The organism is Opitutaceae bacterium (genome assembly GCA_041395105.1).
In the GTDB taxonomy this organism is placed as follows: domain Bacteria; phylum Verrucomicrobiota; class Verrucomicrobiia; order Opitutales; family Opitutaceae; genus B12-G4.
Genome location: JAWLBB010000008.1, coordinates 121,828 through 140,019 on the forward strand (window position 1 = coordinate 121,828; position 18,192 = coordinate 140,019).

The following is an 18,192-nucleotide window of genomic DNA, read 5'->3' on the forward strand; positions in this document are numbered from 1 at the left end:
GGGCGCCGGCCCAGCCGAACCCGGGATGATGGAGGCCGGGAAGATCGGGAATCGTCTCACGCGGGCTCGTCCGGAGTCTGCTCCGAGGGTCTCCTGCTGGTGAGATAGAGCACGAGGTAGCCGGCGATGGCTGAAAGCATCGAACCGCAGATAATGCCGAGGCGGTCATTGATGACATAGGCCGTATCTCCCGTCTCTTCGAACGCCAGGGAGGCGATGAAGAGACTCATGGTGAAGCCGATTCCCGCGAGAAGAGACACACCATAGAGTCCGCTCCAGCGCACCCGATCCGGAAGTTCTGCCAACCCCAACTTGATGGCGACCCAGCTGAAGGAGAAAACGCCGAACTGCTTGCCCAGGAACAGACCGAGCATGATTCCCAACGGGACCGGGTCGAGGAGGGAACTGGGCGAGAGACCGGCAAGCGACACCCCGGAATTCGCGAATGCAAATATGGGAAGAATGCCAAAGGCCACCCAGGGGTGCAGAGCGTGCTCTAGTTCGCGCAACGGTGAAGTCCCTTCACTCCCATTTCCGCCGCGCAGCGGAATGAACGTTGCGAGGAGGATTCCTGCGAGCGTCGCATGTATACCTGATTTCAATACGGCGACCCAAAGGAAAATCCCGAGCAGGATATAGGGCGCCTTGCTCGTCACCTTCCTGCGGTTCAGGATAAACAGCCCGATGATCGCCGGAATCGACGCACTGAGTGAAGTGATGGATAGATTCTCGGTGTAGAACAGGGCGATGATCGCGATGGCTCCGATGTCGTCGATGATCGCCAGTGAAACGAGGAAAACCTTCAGTGCGACGGGCACACGGCTTCCGAGGACTGCCAGGATGCCCAGGGCGAAGGCAATGTCGGTCGCGGCCGGTATGGCCCAGCCGTTGAGTGCGACCGGATCACCCCAATTGAGGTAGACGTAGATGCAGGCTGGAGCAAGCATGCCTCCGACGGCGGCGAAGAGCGGCAACGTCAGCTTGCGACGGTTCGACAGTTCACCTTCAAGGATCTCGCGCTTCAGTTCGAGCCCGACGAGAAAGAAGAAAACGGCCATCAATCCGTCGTTGATCCAGAGAATGAGAGGTTTGGTGAGCCCTGCATTGCCCAACTGGACCCCGAAATCGGTGTCGATCAGAGATCCGTAAAGGCGCGACAACGGCGTATTGGCAAAGATGAGTGCCAAGACCGCGGCGAGGAAGAGGAGAATCCCGGCCGAACTCTCGTGTTTGATGAAGGTCTTGATCGTCGTCAGCATCGGGTGACTCTCCCGCAAGGTGTTCTCTCGGCCCGCCCCAAGCGGGGACGTTCGTCGAATTCGATCGTGGTGGTGAAGCCGCCGTCAGGGTTCGGGCGTCTCGTGCGCAACAGGTTCGTCATGGTCGATCTGGATGTTGGGTTTCCGGGCTGCATTCGCTGCGCTTTGCCAGTGAAAAGCCGTCGGGAGTTCGGACAGCCGTCGGAGGGCGGTCCTGGTTGGTCGTAATCGTGGTTGGTGGAAGCGGTTGAGGCAAGAAGCAGATTGCCTGTTTCGGGAATCGAAAAGCGAAAATCAATTCATGTAAAGCACTTCATGTGTAATTTCGTGGAAATCGTCGCCCAACGGCTTTTCGGGGCTTCGCGAAGGTCGCCGGATTGACCGAGATGGGCCGTTGGGGAGCGCGTTGTTGATCTTGTGTTGCTGATCGGGTCTGCGATGACCTTTTCGGGGACGAGCCAACGCGCCGTTCCGTGCCTTTGCCTGTCTGATGGAAGCGTCGTCAATGCGATGCTGCATTGAACCCGGGCAGAGAGGATCAGCCCATCGCCTGGGACGCCTCAGGCGGGCCTCTTGCGGGCCGAGATGATCAGGACAGCGACGCCGGCGGCGGCGACAAGGAGGGAGAGAACGGAGCCCCGGCTCAGGCCGAAGAGCAGGGCGACGCCGACATCGGGTTCACGGAACTGTTCGGCGATGACCCGTCCGACGGAGTAGAGGAGGAAAAACTCGCCGGCCAGACGTCCGGGCTGGCGGGCCAGGACCGGCGTCTTCCACACCCGCCACTGGGTGTAAACGAGAAGGAAGAGTCCTTCGAGCGCAGCCTCATAGAGTTGGGAGGGATGGCGGGGGGGGATCTCGGAGACCGGCATTCCCGGAGCGCTGTCGGGGAAGATCACCGCCCAGGGGACCAGGCTGACCTTGCCCCAGAGTTCCCCGTTGATGTAGTTGGCGATGCGCCCGAACATCAATCCGGCCGGGGTCATGCTGACGATCATGTCCCCTGCATGGAGGAGGGAAATATGTCGTTTCCGGCAGATCCAGAGGACTCCGATGAAGACGCCGAGCATCCCGCCGTGGCTGGACATGCCACCATCCCAGACGCGGAACAGGTCCGTGGGGTTCTGCAGCAGGGAGGACGGACTGTAGAAGAGGAAATAGCCGAGCCGGCCACCGATCATGACCCCGAGAATGGCGGCGAACATGAAATCGCCCTGCATTTCCGGATTGATCGGTGTCTTCCCGTGCTTCCAATACGCACGGAAAAGGAGCCAGGCGACGAGAAAGCCGGCGAGGTAGGCCAGTCCGTAGTAGCGGATTCCGAAGTTCTCTGTGAACTGGATGAGGAAGGGATGCTTCTGGTGGACGAGGTAGGCCAGGGGAGGAAACACGAGGGTGACTTAGGCGATGACCCGGGTCGATTTCAACCCATCATTTTGCCGGCGAAATCGATCCGCTCCGGGAGGCGGGATTGTTGCGGGCGCCGCGCGACCGGGCAAGTTCCCGCATGTCGACAGCCATGTCGTCTTTTTCGAAGATCTCCCGGCCGAGGATGGTTTCCATGACGTCCTCCATGGTCAGGACGCCGGTGATTGAGCCGAACTCGTCCACCACCATGGCAAGCTGCTGGTGGGTGCGCAGGAAGAGTTGGAGAGCGTTGGAAGCGGAGACGGTCTCGGGGATGAAGTGGATTTCCTGCATCAGGCTGCCGACCGTGGCATTATCGCGATCGTTGGCCTTGCCCTTCAGGAGGTCCCGTCTCCGGACCAGGCCGACAACCTCGTCGATGTTGTCCTTGTAGACGGGCAGGCGGGCGAAGGGAATGTTCGGGTATTCACGGAAGACTTCGGCCAGGGTGGCGTCCTTTTCGAGGGCCGTCACCACGGTTCGCGGGGTCATGATATCGCCTACTTTGACGTCATCGAGCGAAAGGGCATTGGTGATCAGCTGCGACTCGTTGGAGGTCAGGGTGCCTTCCTTGGCCCCTTTCTCGGCCAGGAGGATGATTTCCTCATCGGACGAGGTTTCCGCGGGGGGGCGCTTGATGACAAGACGGACGGCGAGATTGGAAAGGAAATTGAGCGGGGCGAGCACCTTGGTCAGAAAGACCAGCGGATGCACGATATGGGGTTGGAGCTGGACCCGGTAGACCACGCCGATATTCTTCGGGATGACCTCGGAGAAAATCAGGATGGCGAGGGTCATGATGCCGGAAACGACGCCGAGCCAGACTTCGCCAAACAGCTTGGTGGCGAGTCCGCCGACCAGGGTCGCCCCGAGGGTATTGGCCACCGTATTGAGGGTGAGGATGGTCGAGATGGTGTCCGCCATCTCGGTCTTGAGCTGCTCGAGGAGGAGACCGCGTTTTGGGCGCGTTTTCTTGAGCGACTCGATTTCCGAGACGGTCGTGCTGAGAATGAGGGCCTCGAGCAGCGAGCAGAAAAAAGAGATGCCGATCGTGAAGGCGACGGCCAGGACGAACGCCGTCATCGCTCCGGGGTCGCCGTGACCACGCCTCCTGATCTGGCGGCGCGTTCTGCCAACAACGACAGTCGACTAGGTTCGGGCTCGCCCGGAGCTTCGGTGGGGACCGACTCACTCCCGGCATTACTGCAGGCGGCCTCTCTCGGACCGCTGGAATCATGTGGCAACATCTGTTTCAAAACGTGACTTTTGAGACGCTCAGCCGGAAATGGCAAGCGCCGGGTGCAAAACGTGGCCGATCGAAAGCGGGCTTGCTCCTCCCGGAACGCTTTGACTATCTGGGGGAATGCCATCGTTGCGGAGGACGCCACTCTATGACTTTCACCGGGATCACGGTGGCCGGTTTGTCGAATTCGGCGGCTGGGAGATGCCCGTTCAGTACCGGAGTATCCTGGAGGAGCACCGGGCGGTCCGGTCGGCGGCCGGACTCTTCGATGTCAGTCACATGGGCGAGATCCGGGTTTCCGGCACACAATCGACTGAGTTTCTCAATCATCTGGTGACCAATGACGTGACCCGCCTGAGTCCCGGACGGGTCCTTTACACGCCGATGTGTCTGCCTTCAGGCGGCGTGGTCGACGATCTGCTCATCACCTGCCTGGGACCTTCGGAATATCTGCTCTGTGTCAATGCCTCCAATCGCGACAAGGATCTTGCCTGGATGACCGAGCAGGCGTTCGGCTATGACTGCACGATCAAGGATCAGTCCGATGCGTATGGCCTGCTTGCGATCCAGGGGCCGCGGGCCGATGCGATAGTCGGCCGATTGACTCCGGTAGCTCTGGAACGGGTGCGCTATTACGGCTTCGCCGAAGGGGACGTGGCCGGAACGTTCTGCCTGATCAGTCGAACGGGCTATACGGGCGAGCGGGGTTTCGAGCTGTTCTGTCCGGCGGATGAGGCCTCCGGTCTCGCCGGGGCGATCCTTGAAGCCGGCGAGCCGGAGGGGCTGGTCCTGGCCGGCCTCGGCGCCCGAGACAGTCTGCGGCTGGAGGCAGGGTTCTCACTCTATGGTCACGAGATCAGCGAATTGATTTCGCCGCTTGAGGCGGGATTGGAGTGGACGGTCAAGTTCTCCAAGGACGGTTTTATCGGCCGCCAGGCGCTGCTCCGACAACGCGATGAAGGAACACCTTCGAAGGTCGTGTTCTTCAGAACCGGCGACCGGCGGATTGTCCGCGCCGGGTCCACCGTGTTCGCGGGAGCGCGTGAGGTCGGCCGGGTTCTCAGCGGCACCCTTTCCCCGATGCGCAACGAGGCCATCGGCTCGATGCATGTGCTGACCGAATGTATCGACGAGGACCTCTCGGTCGATCTTCGCGGTCAACAGCAGTTTCTTCTCAAGACCAAACCACCTTTTGTTCCCATTCACCGATAGACCCAACACCCATGCGAACACCTTCAAATCTCTCCTACACCAAGGATCACGAATGGTTGCAGATCGAAGCTGACGGCACCGCCCGTCGGTATCACCGACTACGCGCAGGACAGTCTCGGCGACATCACGTTTGTCGAGTTGCCGGAAGTCGGACGATCCTATTCAGCCGGAGAGACCTTCGGCGTGGTTGAATCGGTGAAGGCGGCCTCCGACCTGTTCATGCCCGTTGATTGCGAAGTCATCGAAGTCAACACCGCCCTGGAACAGACGCCGGAAACGGTGAATCAGGATCCTTACGAGGCCGGATGGATGATCCGGATCAAGCCGTCCAGCGCGGATCAGCTGGCGGCCCTGCTGTCACCGGATGCCTACGGAAAGCTGACCGGGTAGGGCAAGCGCACCCTCCCGGCTGAGGGAAGTGACCGGTCTCCTGAGGCGGAGACCTTGCCGAATCCTGACGCGGTCAGGATTCGGCCTGGGCGGCCCGCTTGCGCAGATTGGCGTTGAGAATCCGCTTGCGCAGTCGGATCGACTTCGGCGTGGCTTCCACGAATTCGTCCGATTGGATGTACTCGATGGCCCGCTCGAGTGAGAAGCGTTTCGGAGGAGAAAGCTGGATGCCCTTGCCGTCGCCTTGCGACCGGAAGTTGGTCAATTGCTTGGCCTTGGTCGGATTGACCGGCATGTCATCGCGGCGCGGATTCTCTCCGATGATCATCCCTTCATAGACTTCCTCGCCGGCCCCGACGAAGAGGATTCCCCGTGATTCCAGCGCATCGAGGCCGTAGGCTTTGGTCGTCCCGTTTTCCATGGAAACAAGGGTGCCGGTCAGCCGGGTGGAGATGGCGCCGCAATGCGGTGCATACTCGCGGAACAGATGGGACATGACGCCGCGACCGCCGGTCACATTGACGAGGTCGAGTTCGAAACCGATCAATCCACGGGTCGGGATGACCGCTTCAATGGTGGAACCGTGCGGGTGTTTTTCCATCGAGGTGATCCGGGCCTTGCGGTTGGCGAGGTTCTGCATGACCCCGCCGAGGGATTCGTCAGGGACCTCGACCCAGAGGGTCTCGAATGGCTCACAGTTCTTCCCGTCGATCATCTTGGTGATGACGGTCGGGCGGGAGACGAGGACTTCGAATCCTTCGCGGCGCATCTGCTCGACCAAAACGGCAATCTGCATGGCTCCGCGGGCGCTCAAGGTGAACAGGCCCGTCCCGGAGTCGACCACCTTGATGCTGACATTGGTGCGGATCTCCCGATAGAGGCGGTCGCGCAGCTGGCGGGAGGTCACGAATTTCCCCTCGCGCCCGGCCAGGGGCCCATCGTTGACTGCGAATTGCATCTCAATGGTCGGCGGGTCGATTTCGACAAAGGGAAGGGCGGGAGCTGCCTCGTCGGCGCTGAGGGTGTCGCCGATGTCGATATCCTCGAATCCGGAAATGCCGATGATGTTGCCGGCCATGCCCGCCGTGGATTCGTTGCTCGCCGTTCCGGTGTATTCAAAGAGCTTGGTCACCTTGCCGCGGACCTTGGTGCCGTCCTTGTGAAGGGCATGGATGGTATCGCCGGCCGCGACCTGGCCGCTCTCGATCTTGCCGACGGCGATTCGGCCCACGTAGTCGTTCCATTCGATATTGCTGACCAGCATCTGAAACGATCCGTTGGGATTGGCAACCGGCGGCGGGATATGCTTGAGGATGGTCTGGAAGAGCGGGGTCATGTCCGTGCGCGGATCGTCAAGCTCGAGGATGGCGTAGCCGTCACGGGCGCTGGCGTAGATGAAGGGGGCGTTGAACTGTTCCTCGGTTGCGTTGAGTTCGAGGAAGAGTTCGAGGACATCATCGTGCACCTGCATGGGATCGGCGTGCTCGCGGTCGATCTTGTTGACCACCACGACGACCTTGAGTCCGTGATGGATGGCCTTGCGCAGCACGAAACGGGTCTGGGCCATCGGTCCTTCGTAGGCATCGACGAGGAGGAGGACCCCGTCGACCATCTTGAGCACCCGTTCGACTTCGCCCCCGAAGTCGGCGTGTCCCGGGGTGTCGACGATATTGATCGTCTTGTTGCCCCAATGGATGGCGGCGTTCTTGGCCTTGATGGTGATCCCCTTCTCCTTTTCGAGGTCCATGGAATCCATGGCGCGTTCCTCGATCACCTGATTGGCGCGGTAGACGCCGCCTCCGCGCAGGAGTTTGTCCACCAGGGTCGTTTTGCCGTGGTCGACGTGGGCGATAATTGCGATGTTTCTGAAATCCTCGGGTGTCATCTTACGTGAAAAACCGGTCACCATGAGCCCCGGGTGCACGGGAAGCAAGCTCGGACGTGAAGGAGCCTTGGAGAAGATCCTTGCCGACGCGCCCGGTGAAGGGGCATGGATAGGGAGGTGAATTTCTCAGATCCAGGGGGATGGCCGGACGCGGATGCTCTGCGGAGCGCCCGTCTCCGGATCGATGGCCGGATTGTCCGCACGCCGGTCCTGACCAGCCGGACCCTCGATGAAAAGTGCGGTTGCCGACTCTTCTTCAAGGCGGAGAACCTGCAGCGGGTCGGGGCTTTCAAGGCGCGTGGTGCGGCCAATGCCGTGCTCAGCCTGCCCGACTCGGACGCGGAGGCCGGGGTGGTCACGCATTCTTCAGGCAACCACGGGGCGGCCCTGGCCTGGGCGGCGGCATCGCGGGGGGTGCCTGCCACGATCGTCATGCCGGAGACGGCCTCGCGGGCCAAAGTGGAGAATGTCCGGCGTTACGGCGGCACGATCGCCTTCTGTCGCCCGACCCTGGAGGATCGCGAGGCCGTGGCGGCGCGGATCCTGACCGAGGCGGGCGGGGTGTTGGTTCATCCGTTTGATGACTGGCGGGTGATCGAGGGTCAGGCCACGGCCGCGATGGAGATGCTGGACGAGATCCCGGATCTTGATGCGATCGTCGTCCCGATCGGAGGAGGGGGGCTGATCTCGGGCACCTGTCTTGCCGTCGGCCATGCCGCGCCCGGGGTGCGGGTTTACGGGGTTGAGCCGGAGAACGCGGCCGAGGCGGCAGCGTTCATCAACGCCGGACAGCGCATCGAGGGTTACCGGATCGGGCCCGGCATCGCCGATGGATTGATGGCAACCCTCTCGCCGCGAACCTTTGCCGTGATCCGCGAACGGGTCGAAGGCATCGTGACGGTCTCCGATGCCGAGACCATTGCCGCCATGCGACTGGTCTGGATGGTGCTCAAGTCCCTGGTTGAGCCGTCGGCCGCCGTCGTGGTGGCCGCTCTCCTCGAGGGACGGATACCGCTGCAGGGTCAAAGGGTCGGGGTCATCCTGAGCGGGGGAAACGTCGATCTGGACCGCCTGCCCTGGCCCACTCAGGAGAGGGTGTCCTGAAACCACTCGACGGTTTCGCGGATGACTTTTTTCCGGTGGGGCCAGTGGTCGAAGGTGTGGTTGGCCCCGGGGATGACGAGGTGCTTCCTGGGCTGCGGCGCGGATGAGAAAAAGGCCGAGAACTGCTCCCGGAAACCGGGCAAATCATTGTCACCCTGGATCTGCATTTTCGGGATGGAGAGGGACCGGTAGGCCTCGGGCACGTCGATGGAAGGTCGGTCCGAATAGAAGGCGCGACCGTGACCGTTGGGGTTGGTCAACACCCGGGCAAAGGGTTCATCGGGTTCGTTCCGCCAGGTGAGGAAACTCGGAACGCTCGACCAGGTCACCAGGGATCGGATCGTCCCGGGCTTGACCTGGGCTGCGGTGCAGATGGAAACCGCTCCGCCGAAGCTGAGGCCGAGGACTCCCATCGACTGGAATCCCTGCCTTCGGGCCCACGAGATGACCCGTTTGAGATCATCGATCTCGGTATTGGGCGTCATTTCGCAGAATTCCCCGCTGCTTTCGCCCGAGCCGAAAAAGTCGAAGCGCAGGGCATTGATGCCGGATTGGGTCAGGGCGCGTGCGGTATGCACGAAGAGACGGCCGGTTTCGATCTTCTGGCCGCCGTGCCCGTGGGCCAGGATGACGATCTTCTTGGATCGAGCCCGGTGCAGGACGGCACTGAGAAATCCCTTTGGAATGGAAATGGTGAACGGTTGTTCGCGCATGAGGGGAGAAAGGTAAGGAAACTGGGTCAGAGAGCGACACAAAGAACGCAGGAATGGACGGTGTTGCCGCCTTGAAACACAGAAGCCCCCCGGGATCGAAATCCCGGGGGGCTAAAGTGGGGGTTGGAGTTCGCCACGCTCTCGGTCCCGTTTGCCGGCATTTGGCGCTCAACTGGGTTGGCTGCCGGCTCCCCGACGCTATTCTCTGCGGCAGGGCAGAGCTTTCGGTCTCATAGCAGGACCGTCCCAGACTTTTCAGCCCGGAATCTATTGAGTGAGGCCTCTTGGCCGGGTTCGGTTGACATCTGCCGATGTACGACTCGCCCGACTTGGTCACGACACGCCTGCAAGGCGCTTCGCGTCGATAACCGATTACCGCGTGGACGGCCTCCGCTTTTGGCAGAGCGTTGGCCACGCGCTACGGGTCTGACCTCTTATCTCTCAGGTTGCATTGGTATCTTGCAGTTGGGTGATCTGGTTTTTCAGACCGCCCCAAACAGGAGCTGTTGCGAACTTTGCCGAGTCCGCCGTCTCCACGACTCTCCCCTCCATTTTCGCGCCCAGTGAATTATTAAAGGGCCTTTCGACGTGGTTTAACTCGTCTGGAGGAGAATTTCGTGCCGGTTTACAGTAGCAACCGTAACCCTCTGGGTAACTGTATCAATCTGAGGATCGCAACTTTCCAACAGATCTCACTCGGCTCAACGCGGTTGCTGATCGCGTCTTGCCGCGCAGTCCCTATTGTCGTGACTTCTGAATCGGCACGACCCGATCCAGAGGGACTGGTGAAACATGCCATCACGTCCTCAAGGGACGTCAGGGGACGGGCAGACCAGCTCCACCCATCCTTTCCCCGGTTTCCCGGGCGTATCCCGGATTGGCGCCTCTCCGCTTTTTTCATTACGGAGCGCTCAACCCGTTCTTTCAATGAACATCATCAAGCTACTGCAGATTTCTGATTCCGCAAGGTAAAGATATTCACAAGTTGTTACCCGACAGGCGAATGTGCATAACTTGTGAATATCTTGGGGCAGTGGAGGAGGCGGGATGGGGGATGGGGAATGGAAGGGATTTGGTTTGCCAGTGTTTCACTCGACGAGTCGCATCGCGGGTGATGCTTTCCGATTCCGAACGTCTTCCGATCTATCGGGTTGAGCGCAATCTGATCGAGGCGGCCTGCCCGGCCGGCAGTCGGACCATCGTTCAGGCTCCGACCGGTTCAGGCAAGTCGACCCAGGTACCGCAGATCCTCCTTCGCGACGGGTCGATCGGGACGGGCGAGATCCTCGTTCTGCAACCGCGGCGCCTCGCGGCCCGTCTGCTTGCCCAGAGGGTTTCCCGGGAAATGGGGTCTCCCCTCGGCGGTCTGGTCGGTTATCAGGTCCGCTTTGAATCGAAGGTTTCCCGGGAAACGCGGATCAAGTTCGTGACCGAGGGCATCCTGCTGCGGAGGTTGGTCGACGATCCCACCCTGGTCGGTGTGGCCGCGGTGCTGTTCGACGAGTTCCATGAACGGCATCTCTACGGTGATGTCTCGCTTGGACGCTCCCTCCTGCTGCAGCGGACGGTCCGGCCCGATCTGAAGCTGCTGGTCATGTCAGCCACTCTGGATACGGTGGGTCTCGAGTCGTTTCTCGCGCCCTGTCATACGATCAGCTCCGAGGGCCGCACCTTTCCCGTCGATCAGCGGTTCCTGCGGAAAATGCCGGCGAGGGACGATCTCTGTGCGGCCGCGGCCGCGGAGACGGCGGAACTTGTGCTTTCGTCGGCTGAGGGAAATGCCCTGGTGTTCATGCCCGGGGCTTGGGAGATCCGGCGGACCATCGACCTGCTCCGACCGCGTCTGGCCGGCACCGGCATTGAAATCCATGCCCTACATGGTGAATTGCCGGTGGAGGATCAGGATCGGGCGGTCGACGAGAGTGGCCGGCGGCGGGTCATTGTCTCCACCAATATCGCGGAGACCTCCATCACGATTCAAGGCGTGCGGTTTGTCATCGATTCCGGATTGGCCCGGATTGCGGGTTATGATCCGCGGCGCGGAATCAACACGCTCTTGATTGAGAAGATCAGCCGGGCCTCCGCCGCGCAGCGGGCAGGGCGGGCCGGTCGCACCGGTCCCGGCATCTCTCTGGCGCTCTGGACGGAAAAGGATCATGCGGCCCGTCCGGGTTTTGAGGCGGCCGAAGTCCACCGGCTCGATCTCGCGGAGGTCGTCCTCGCCCTCCGGGCCGGAGGTATCCATGATTTGGATGCTTTCCCCTGGGTGGAGAATCCGGATCCCGAGCATCTCAAGCAGGCCGACCGCCTGCTTCACGATCTGGGTGCGGTCGATGGCCGGGGCCGGGTCACCGGCCTGGGCGGCGACATCCTCGCCTTCCCGGTCCACCCGCGTCTGGGCCGGGTCCTGGTGGAGGGCGCAAAGCTGGGTTGTCTGCCCGCCGCCGCGGGTCTGGCAGCGTTGACCCAGGGAAGGGGCATTTTCCTTCGGTCCCGGGGTGCCGATCTTCAGAAATCGCGGGAGGCTTTCATCGAGGCCCACGAAGAGAACGACCTCCTGGCCGACCTGCACGCCCTGGCTTTTGCGGAACGTTTCCGCTTTTCGGTGGATTCCTGCGCCCGGGCCGGTCTGCATGCGGTGTCGGCGAGGCAGGCGGCCCAGTTGGCCGAACGCCTGGAAAGGGCGGCGGCTTCGCGCGGTTTTTCCGTTTCAGAGCGGGACCCCGTCACTCACGAGAAGCTGGCCCGCTGTGTCCTGTCCGGGTTCAGCGACCACCTGGCCTGCCGGCAGGACCGGGGCACCCTGCGCTGTTCCCTGGTCGGCGGTCGGCGGGGCACTCTGGCCCGGGAAAGCTTGGTCCAGAGCGGCGGACTGTTCGTGGCGACGGAGATCAGTGAGATCGAGGGACGGGACGCGGCCGTGACCACCCTGCTGACTTCCTGCTGCGCGGTGGAGGAGGATTGGGTGAGGGAGGCGTTTCCTGAAGATTTCTCGAACGAAGAGACGGTGGCCCTGGATCCCGGAACCCGCCGGGTGACCCGGAGGATCCGGCGGACCTTCCGGGATCTTGTGTTGGAAGACCGGGAGAGCGGGGAGACCACGGACTCCGAGGCCGCCGTCGTGCTGGCGGCGGAGGTCCTGGCGGGACGCTGCCAGATGCCCCAATGGGATGAAGCGGTCGAGACCTGGATCCGGAGGGTCAATCTCCTGGCGGTGCTCTTTCCCGAATACGGAATCGCGGAATTGACCGAAAAGGACCGGCCTTTCCTGATCGAGCAGATCTGCCTGGGGGCGCGCAGTTTTCGTGCGGTCCGACGTCAACCCATCTGGCCGATCATCCATCAGTGGTTGGCGCCGGAGCAGGCGGCGGCGCTCGAACACCATCTTCCGGAGCGGTACCTGCTGCCTTCGGGTCGCAGGGCTCCGATCCGATACGAAGCGGAACCTCCACCGGTCCTGTCGGCCCGGATACAGGACCTTTACGGTCTGGAGGGAACCCTCTCGGTTGCCGAAGGCCGGCAGCGCCTGAAGATCGAGGTGCTTGCCCTGAACCAACGGCCGATCCAGGTGACGGAGGATCTGAGTTCCTTCTGGCGGGAAACCTATCCGGTGATCAGCCGCCCTGGCCGGCCGCTACCCCGCTAACGAATGGCGATGAAGTGGCAATGGCTCCATACGATGGTTGAGGACTTCCGGGCGGGAAAGCCGGGAAACCGCTTCCTGACGGTTTACGAGCACCGTCGGCTGCATCGGCGCGAACATCCGGTCCGGGCCTGGATCACGATTGGGCTCGGCTTTGTCCTTTTCGTCGTCGGGGTCATCATAGCGCTTCCTCCGGGAGTCCCCGGATTCTTCCTCTGGATCCCCGGCATCCTCATGATCGCCACCCGACTGCGCTGGGCGGCCATCCTGATGGATCGGCTGGAACGGGCTGGCCGGAAACTGTTGCGCAAGTAACGGGGACGGAAGAAGCAAAAAGGGGCGACCCGCAGGCCGCCCCTTTTACACACACATCAAGAATCGAGCATTCAATCAGGTTTCGTTCGGAATTGTGGTCCTTCAGGCTGACCTCGGCTCGCAGGGGAGATTTACTCAAGCCGGGCATGGGGAGGAAAGCCTATTCGCCGGGAGAATCACTCAATCAGGTTTGTCCTGATAGGGAATCCTGCCGCGAGCCCTTAGGGGATTTCCTCCACAATGCGGGCGTTGGCTGGTGAAATCTCCTCTTGTCGGCCGGTCGCATGTCTGACACCAGAGAGTTCGTGCCGACCACCTCTCCCGATCACGTCATTTTGCTCCATGGACTGTTGCGACGCTCCGCATCAATGGACAGGATGAGACGGGGTCTTGGCTCCGAGGGTTTTTCGGTCGACAATCATGCGTATCCGAGCCGGAACGACTCGATTGCCCGGCTGGCGGAAGCGGCGATGGGTTCCGCCCTCGACACGCATTCGGCCCGGATCGCGGAGCGGGTCCATTTCGTCACCCATTCGATGGGCGGCATCCTTGTCCGGGCTTGGCTTGCCCGAAACCGGCTCCCCAATCTTGGCCGGGTGGTCATGCTGGCGCCGCCCAACGGGGGGAGCGAGGTGGTCGACCGGATCGGGCATTGGCGTCTCTTCGGCTGGTTGAACGGACCGGCAGGGCGGGAACTGGGAACCGGGCCGGACGGTGTTCCGGGCCGGCTGGGGCCGGTTGGCTTCCCCCTCGGGGTCATTGCCGGCGATCGCAGCATCAATTGGATCAACAGCCTATGCCTTTTGCCCGGGCCCGATGACGGCAAGGTCACGGTTGCACGCACCCGGGTCGAGGGGATGGCGGATCACCTCGTGATGCACGTCACCCACCCGATGATCATGCGGCATCCCGGGGTGATCCGGCAGACCGTGCATTTTCTTCGGCAGGGACACTTCGATCGCGGAGAGGATTGAGTCCGGAGCGTTCGAAGGGGGCACCGGGAAGGCTTCGGGAATCAGTCGCGAGCCTCGAAGTCATCCGGCGCGGGCAGGGCGCGGGGGTGTTCAATCCTCCACGGCGGAGTCGGTAATGGTCACTGTATTGAAATCCAGGATACGCTGAAGTTTGCCGTGGGTCAGGGTCAGGCGGCCCGATCCGGGCTCGGATTGCATGAAGGGGTTGTCGAATAGCTTCCATTCGGCCGCGTAGTCGACCGGCTTTCCGTTGACGGTGGGGGCCTGACCGAAGGCGCAGGTCAGCGCATGACCCCGCAGGGAGGTGAAGACGACGCTGGGGGACGGTTGGAGTTTCACCTCGAGAGGCAGCTTCCGGATCGCGTTCTTGAAGGCCTCCCATGAGTCGAACTCCGTCGCCGAGGCGGCCTGCAGGATGGTGCCGTTCCGACGATGAGGGCTGTAAAGCCGTTTGTCGCCGGTAACCTCCTCGTTCAAATTGCGGTCGAGCAGGATGACCTCGCGCCACTCGTAGGGAGCGAGCGGTCGGTAGGCGAGGTAGGTCTGGCCGCCCTGGGCGAAGATCCATCCGGAAGGGTCTTCCTCCATCCGGCTGAGATCCTTGGAAAAGAAGCCGTTGATGTGTTCGTATTTGGTGCCCTCGGGGATGTCGTAGAGGGCGATCACTGTGTCGAGGTCCTGGAAGACCTGCTCGTACTTGGAGCCACCGAGGAGTTTGTAGGGCTTGTTGTAGGACGGCTTGCCCTGAAAGACGACGGCGTCGGGCATCCAGTCCGGCATTTCGGTGAAGTACATCTGCATTTCCTCGGAGGAGTAGTGCGGGTGGATGGAGTAGATGGTGTTGTGCACGCCCCGGGGATCATCAACCGCCCAGGTGAGGTCCCAGGTATGATTCTGGAGGGGCTGGAGAAGGCCCCCCTGGCTGGTGCCGACGGCGTAGTCGCGGGTCATGTAGACGGTCTTGTAGACGGGCGGGTTGCGCAGGTCGCTGTTGCGCCAGCGATGCCGGGTGCGTTTGAGTTCGTGGCTGAGGTAGGGTTGAGTCCGGTCGTTGGCGATCCGGTAGATCACTTCGGGCAGTTCGTAATTCGTCCCCATCGCGGCGAAATAGACCGACCAGCTGTAGCCGGGCGGAGTGGTGTTGCCGAAGACCAGCCAGGCGAAAACGGTCGAGAGATTGTTCCAGGATTCAAGGACTCCGCGGTCGTCGGTCCGGGCATGGGAGCCGGCATAGAGTCCGTTCAGGTTGTCGATGGCGAAATCGGCGAAGATATAGTCGAGCATCATCTGTCCGCGCATCCGCATGGCGGGATCCTCGGCGAAGGAGGCCAGCATGGCCATGGGGGCGACGTATTCCCCGATATAGTGGGTGCAGTCATACTCGCCCTGGCCTTTGGTCGTGGTCAGATCGATCCAGCTGACCAGGTATTCCCGGGCCTCCGCCATGTTGCGGGCCGAGTCATTGCCGGTGTACCAGGTTTCGCCGGGTTCGTCGGGGTAGAGCTGGGACATCAGGTAGAGCGAGGTGTAGTACATCGCCCAGTGGTTCTCGGTGTCGCCGCGCATCGGCATATAGGTGCGCCAGGCATCCCGGATGGCGTCCCGGGCCTCTTGAGAAAGCTTGTCGCGCCCTAGGAAGGCGACGGTCACGGTCGGAAAGGTCCAGAACATGTCGCCGGTGGGTGCCTTCATCAGCTCGATGACACTGGCGGAGCACCAGTCGAGATCTTCGTTCAGGACGAGTTTGGTCGCGATCGCGGCGAGGCCGCCGGATCCCGGTTGGGAGAGATCGGCCCGGGCCGCGGTTGTTGTCACCACTTCATGGATGCGGTCGAGGTAACCCTGGCGTCGTTCCGCGGGGGTCCCGGCAAGGTCGGCGTGGAGAGAGGAAAGCAGGGAAGCGGCGAGGCCGCAACCGACAAGACCGTTTCGGAAAATCTTCATGGAGGAAAGGGGGTGGGGTGGGGATCAGCGGCTGGGGAGGAAGGCGAAATCCCAGACGACGGCGCCTTCAAAAAAGCCGGGTCGCCAGGACCGGCCGAAATCATCGGAAATATAGACGGCCTCCTGGTGAGGTGAGGCGTAGAGGCGGCCGGCGATATCGGGATCGACGCCGATTTTCCAGACATTGGTATTGGGGAGGCCTTCGTTGCGTTGGCTCCAGGTCTTGCCGCCGTCCTCCGAGACCTGGACGCCCTGGATCCATCCACAGATCGCGAGGCGATTGGGATCGGTGGCGTCGAAGTCGCCATTGTAGAGGGTGAATCCGGACTTGGTACCCGGCAGTTGGCCCCAGGAGCGACCCCCGTCGCGTGACATGAGGACGCCGTCGACCTGGGTTGTCGCCATGAAAACGGCGGGATCGTGCGGGCTCTGGTCGAGGTCGGTCACGGTGGCGTCGGCAGCCTGGACGAGTGTCCAGTGGACCGCTCCGTCTTCACTGAGGTAGATGCCTTTCTCGGTTCCGGCGATCACGCGTCCGGCTCTGCTGCGGTCGACCGCGAGGGTCTGGGTGTACTTTCTCGGGATTCCGTCATCCATCCGGGTCCAGGTTTCTCCCGCGTCATGGGAAACGCCGATCCCGTCCGGCAGGCCGATATAGAGGTGATCGGGTTGGTTCGGGTCGATGGCGATATCCTTTGGTTCGGTCATGTCCCAGGACGTCAGGATCCGCCAGGTGGCGCCGTTGTCGCGCGAGCCGAGGACACCGTTCAGGCCCACGGTGTAGAGAATGTTGCGGTCGCGGGGGTCGGCCACGACGGCGTCCTGCCGGGGATGATTGAATCCAAAATGGCGTGGCGTGGTTCGGTTTTCGATGAAGAAAAGACCGCTGTCCCGGGTGGTCCGGGAGCCGATCGTGAAGTCGCGGGTCATGCTGGCGCAGACGATGAGGTCATGGGCCAGCTTTGCCGGCTGGGCCCGCAGGCGCCCTCCGGTGATCGACAGAATGATGCAGAGGAAGGCGAGGACGAGGGGTCGATGAATTCGTGGCATGAGGAATTGCGGGGTGGGTAGGGGCGAAGTGCCTCGGGTGGAAGGAATCAGCGCGGCCGATGACCGGCGATGGCCTTCCCGCCGAATGCGTTCAATCGAGAGGGTATCGGCAGGAACGGAGCGACCTCGGCTTGCGTCTGACGGAAATCCCCGGTGGGTGTTTGTTTGCGGGGGCATCCTGCGGTTGGGGAGCTACTCAGTTCTTGTCCTGGCTCGCCACAAAGGCTTCAAGGGTCTCACGGGTGACAAGGTGACGGGCACCGCAGCGCGGGCAGTTCAGGCGGAGCGATTCGTCGCCGGCGAAGAGGCCATCGGGATCCGAGCGCATGGTCGGGGCGAGAACCTTGAGGATCTTCTGCTGGCTGCAGCCGCATGACCAGGAGTAGGTCCGGCGTTCAATCGGGGCGAGGGTCTCCCGCTTGTCCAGTTCGCGCAGTTCGTCTTCGGTCGTGCGGGTCAACCAGTTGAGATCACAGTCGGGATGGGAGGTCAGGAGCATGAAGCGGTCCCCGCCCAGATGAATGAACCGGGCGATGCGCTGTTCGCTTTGCCGGTAGTAGCTTTCAACGACTTGAAAGGGACTTCCGCCGGGGAAGGAAATCGTGCTGCGGTGAACGGGACTGCGACCACGGACGACATCGGAGAAGAACAATCCATGGTCGGCCTCACGCACATTTTCTTCAAAGATCCTCCCGGTCACCGTCGATGGACCATTGTCCCCGGCCAGAAAGACATTGAGAAGCGGGGTCTGGAAGTTGATGGTCCAGGCAACCATTTCATTCCGGGGACGCGACGCACAATGCAGGGTGAACGCGGTCAGACCCTGTTTGAAGATGTCGTCGCCATCGGGCTGGACCTGCAGACCGTGATCCACGAGATGCAGGTAGTAATCGACAAAGAGCCCGGTGAAATCGGCTTCGGTGACCAGGACATTCCGGTAGCGGACAAAGCGGGATTCAATCCGGACTCCCGAGATTTCGGGATCTCGACTTGAGGGTGGCATCATTCTCTCCTAAAGGAAGAAGAGTTTGCCGGTGAAGTCGAACCGGGGAT

At 61.8% G+C, this 18,192-nt stretch carries 14 protein-coding genes; 6 read left to right on the top strand and 8 right to left on the bottom strand.

The features are described from left to right. Nucleotides 1-56: 56 nt before the first annotated feature. The 3 genes from nhaA to R3F07_18390 all read right to left on the bottom strand — a co-directional run bounded on the left by nhaA (nucleotide 57) and on the right by R3F07_18390 (nucleotide 3,749). Nucleotides 57-1,259 carry a Na+/H+ antiporter NhaA gene (gene nhaA / locus R3F07_18380; GenBank protein ID MEZ5278355.1) on the bottom strand — a complete coding sequence of 401 codons (1,203 nt, stop codon included), beginning with the start codon at nucleotides 1,257-1,259 and terminating at the stop codon, nucleotides 57-59. A 560-nt stretch (nucleotides 1,260-1,819) separates the two neighbouring features. Next, nucleotides 1,820-2,650, bottom strand: coding sequence for a prolipoprotein diacylglyceryl transferase (gene lgt, locus R3F07_18385; GenBank protein MEZ5278356.1), 831 nt, complete (start codon nucleotides 2,648-2,650; stop codon nucleotides 1,820-1,822). 40 nt (nucleotides 2,651-2,690) lie between these two features. Further along, nucleotides 2,691-3,749, bottom strand: coding sequence for a hemolysin family protein (locus tag R3F07_18390; protein ID MEZ5278357.1), 1,059 nt, complete (start codon nucleotides 3,747-3,749; stop codon nucleotides 2,691-2,693). Nucleotides 3,750-4,029: 280 nt separating this feature from the next. Here R3F07_18390 and gcvT point away from each other — a divergent pair, with 280 nt between their 5' ends. After that, nucleotides 4,030-5,121, top strand: coding sequence for a glycine cleavage system aminomethyltransferase GcvT (gene gcvT / locus R3F07_18395; protein MEZ5278358.1), 1,092 nt, complete (start codon nucleotides 4,030-4,032; stop codon nucleotides 5,119-5,121). A gap of 138 nt (nucleotides 5,122-5,259) precedes the next feature. Then, nucleotides 5,260-5,511, top strand: coding sequence for a hypothetical protein (locus R3F07_18400; GenBank protein ID MEZ5278359.1), 252 nt, complete (start codon nucleotides 5,260-5,262; stop codon nucleotides 5,509-5,511). A 73-nt stretch (nucleotides 5,512-5,584) separates the two neighbouring features. On the opposite strand, the gene typA is transcribed toward R3F07_18400, so the two are convergent. Then, nucleotides 5,585-7,396, bottom strand: a complete 1,812-nt coding sequence (typA, locus tag R3F07_18405) for a translational GTPase TypA (protein MEZ5278360.1) — start codon at nucleotides 7,394-7,396, stop codon at nucleotides 5,585-5,587. Between the two features lie 117 nt (nucleotides 7,397-7,513). On the opposite strand from typA, the gene R3F07_18410 reads away from it, so the two are divergent. After that, nucleotides 7,514-8,500, top strand: a complete 987-nt coding sequence (locus R3F07_18410) for a threonine/serine dehydratase (protein MEZ5278361.1) — start codon at nucleotides 7,514-7,516, stop codon at nucleotides 8,498-8,500. On the opposite strand, the gene R3F07_18415 is transcribed toward R3F07_18410, so the two are convergent. After that, nucleotides 8,482-9,213 (bottom strand): alpha/beta fold hydrolase, encoded by a 732-nt coding sequence (locus R3F07_18415; protein MEZ5278362.1) that lies wholly within the window; start codon nucleotides 9,211-9,213, stop codon nucleotides 8,482-8,484. The genes R3F07_18410 and R3F07_18415 overlap by 19 nt on opposite strands. A gap of 1,114 nt (nucleotides 9,214-10,327) precedes the next feature. Between R3F07_18415 and hrpB the strand changes: the two genes are divergently transcribed. The 3 genes from hrpB to R3F07_18430 all read left to right on the top strand — a co-directional run bounded on the left by hrpB (nucleotide 10,328) and on the right by R3F07_18430 (nucleotide 14,145). Next, nucleotides 10,328-12,859, top strand: a complete 2,532-nt coding sequence (hrpB, locus tag R3F07_18420) for an ATP-dependent helicase HrpB (protein MEZ5278363.1) — start codon at nucleotides 10,328-10,330, stop codon at nucleotides 12,857-12,859. 3 nt (nucleotides 12,860-12,862) lie between these two features. Next, nucleotides 12,863-13,171, top strand: a complete 309-nt coding sequence (locus tag R3F07_18425) for a hypothetical protein (GenBank protein ID MEZ5278364.1) — start codon at nucleotides 12,863-12,865, stop codon at nucleotides 13,169-13,171. Between the two features lie 377 nt (nucleotides 13,172-13,548). Next, complete coding sequence (locus R3F07_18430) at nucleotides 13,549-14,145, top strand: alpha/beta hydrolase (protein ID MEZ5278365.1); 597 nt, start codon at nucleotides 13,549-13,551, stop codon at nucleotides 14,143-14,145. A gap of 90 nt (nucleotides 14,146-14,235) precedes the next feature. Here R3F07_18430 and R3F07_18435 read toward each other — a convergent pair whose 3' ends face one another. From R3F07_18435 to R3F07_18445, 3 genes are all read right to left on the bottom strand, one after another. Continuing rightward, the gene (locus R3F07_18435; protein MEZ5278366.1) at nucleotides 14,236-16,089 is read right to left on the bottom strand and encodes a hypothetical protein; all 1,854 of its coding nucleotides are present in this window, start codon (nucleotides 16,087-16,089) and stop codon (nucleotides 14,236-14,238) included. A 24-nt stretch (nucleotides 16,090-16,113) separates the two neighbouring features. Beyond that, entirely contained in the window at nucleotides 16,114-17,139 is a 1,026-nt protein-coding gene (locus tag R3F07_18440) for a hypothetical protein (protein ID MEZ5278367.1), read from the bottom strand. Between the two features lie 196 nt (nucleotides 17,140-17,335). Next, nucleotides 17,336-18,145, bottom strand: a complete 810-nt coding sequence (locus R3F07_18445) for an Hsp33 family molecular chaperone HslO (GenBank protein ID MEZ5278368.1) — start codon at nucleotides 18,143-18,145, stop codon at nucleotides 17,336-17,338. Nucleotides 18,146-18,192: the final 47 nt, after the last annotated feature.